The organism is Bartonella sp. CL100XZDX (assembly GCF_042195375.1).
Taxonomy (GTDB): domain Bacteria; phylum Pseudomonadota; class Alphaproteobacteria; order Rhizobiales; family Rhizobiaceae; genus Bartonella.
Map to the genome: position 1 here is coordinate 1 of NZ_JBHIOH010000077.1, position 1,586 is coordinate 1,586.

A 1,586-nucleotide genomic window follows, 5' to 3' on the forward strand; every position below is an offset into this window, starting at 1 on the left:
ATTTTGGACAAATCTTCTGTCCGTTCCATTCTTGTTTTGTAAAAACAAAATCCATGCCTTCTTTTAGATCAAGCTTTTCAATACAATCATTAAACCAAGTGGAGAAATCTTGTTTCAAATGTAAGTACCTATGCATTACATGGGCATTGACCATTTTGGCATAACCAATTTTGTTGTCTACCTCGTTTTCAGGCGTGAGATATCCTTCACTATGAATATTATTATCATGTGTGGTCATAAGTTTACTCTAATTAATTATTGATGAATGAAAGGGGGCGCTTTTAAATGCGCCCTTAAGAATTTTTAAAGCACATCACATGCACGCAAACGGTGTTGTTGTTCGTAAGTACCGTAAATCTCATCATTATATTTTTCGTCTGCGATCTCGTCTAAAAGTTCTTGGTAAACATCACTTTCGCGTACAAAGTCATGAACTTTACTCTCCTCATGGAGATGTTCGATATTTTCGTTTACATATGCTTCTGCAATTTCTTCAGAGATATCTTCACAATTATTCTCAGAAGGATTGATGCGAAGAATTTGGAGTGCATCATCTGCCTCGTCAATAATTTTTAGAACTTGGCTTTCATCAAGTGGTCCAGACCGACCAATGTTTTGATCATCATCATAGACAACTAATAAAATTTCATCGGAATTTATAAGAATTGGATTTTCCATAATTTCTCCTCCCTAACGCCTCTTGGCAATTGTTTGTGCGTGGTTTATGAGATATTTATACCATTATGGTAATATTAAGTCAATGCCAAAATGGTTATTTTTTTATTTTATATTTGGAAGGGGCGAAATAATGGATAAAAATCTATTGATTGATGAAAAAATATTAGCGTTTTGGAAAAAATTAACAGAGGATGAAAAAAAGAAATTTATTATTTCTTTTCTTGATAAAATGAAGAAAGAAGATCAAGAAGTTTAACTTTGTTATCATAACTTAGATGTTCGAGCATATCTTCTATTTGTGCATCTAAGTTATTTGTCTCCTGTTCTGAAAACATCAATTGTTTAGGGGTAACGGATAAGTGAGGTGCTAAACGTATAGCCCATTCTTTTGTTAATTTCCGATGACCATTTTCTAAGCGAAAAATCTGTGGTTGACTCGTACCTGCTAATTCAGCTAACTTTTTAGAGCTTAAGCCCATTTTCTCTCTGAAAAATTTTAAGTTATTCATGATTCTTATCCTATAAAAAAATTTTTATCTTTCAAATACCAATACGGTAAAAATCTCTTGCACTAAAAATACCACTATGGTATGATTTGGGAATGTTTAAGCTAAAATCATATTTATTGAAGAATAATATTACTTACGCTGAGTTTGCAGCCTCTATAGGTGTTACACAGACATCAATAGCGCGTTACATAAATAAGAAGAGATTTCCTCAGCCTAGGATAATAAAGCAAATAGCAAAGATTACGGATAATTATGTAAGTCCTAGTGATTGGTATCAAGAAAATTTTACTACTGCAATACAAGAAAAAGCAACGCCTGCTTTTGTCAAGGGTTCCACTGTTTGCATGAAGCCATGTGAACAAAATGAAATGACGAAGCTTCAATATGAAGAAAAGAATG

The 1,586-nt window shown here is 32.9% G+C and carries 4 protein-coding genes; 1 reads left to right on the forward strand and 3 read right to left on the reverse strand.

Features of this window, described 5'->3' with window-relative positions; genetic code table 11:
* The 3 genes from ACFILU_RS08460 to ACFILU_RS08470 all read right to left on the reverse strand — a co-directional run.
* On the reverse strand, positions 1-238 hold a 238-nt coding region (locus tag ACFILU_RS08460; protein ID WP_375675575.1), incomplete at its 3' end, for an antA/AntB antirepressor family protein.
* A 65-nt stretch (positions 239-303) separates the two neighbouring features.
* Positions 304-678: a hypothetical protein gene (locus tag ACFILU_RS08465; RefSeq protein ID WP_375675576.1), complete on the reverse strand. Its 375-nt coding sequence runs from the start codon at positions 676-678 to the stop codon at positions 304-306.
* Between the two features lie 209 nt (positions 679-887).
* The gene (locus ACFILU_RS08470) at positions 888-1,187 is read right to left on the reverse strand and encodes a helix-turn-helix domain-containing protein (RefSeq protein ID WP_015856266.1); all 300 of its coding nucleotides are present in this window, start codon (positions 1,185-1,187) and stop codon (positions 888-890) included.
* Between the two features lie 92 nt (positions 1,188-1,279).
* Between ACFILU_RS08470 and ACFILU_RS08475 the strand changes: the two genes are divergently transcribed.
* Positions 1,280-1,586 (forward strand): helix-turn-helix domain-containing protein (locus ACFILU_RS08475; RefSeq protein WP_375675578.1); only part of this gene is annotated, 307 nt, incomplete at its 3' end.

What these genes read in the sequence shown, in the direction of transcription:
- ACFILU_RS08465 (WP_375675576.1), bottom strand. Translation starts at nt 678, where the DNA reads ATGGAAAATCCAATTCTTATAAATTCCGATGAAATTTTATTAGTTGTC.
- ACFILU_RS08470 (WP_015856266.1), bottom strand. Translation starts at nt 1,187, where the DNA reads ATGAATAACTTAAAATTTTTCAGAGAGAAAATGGGCTTAAGCTCTAAA.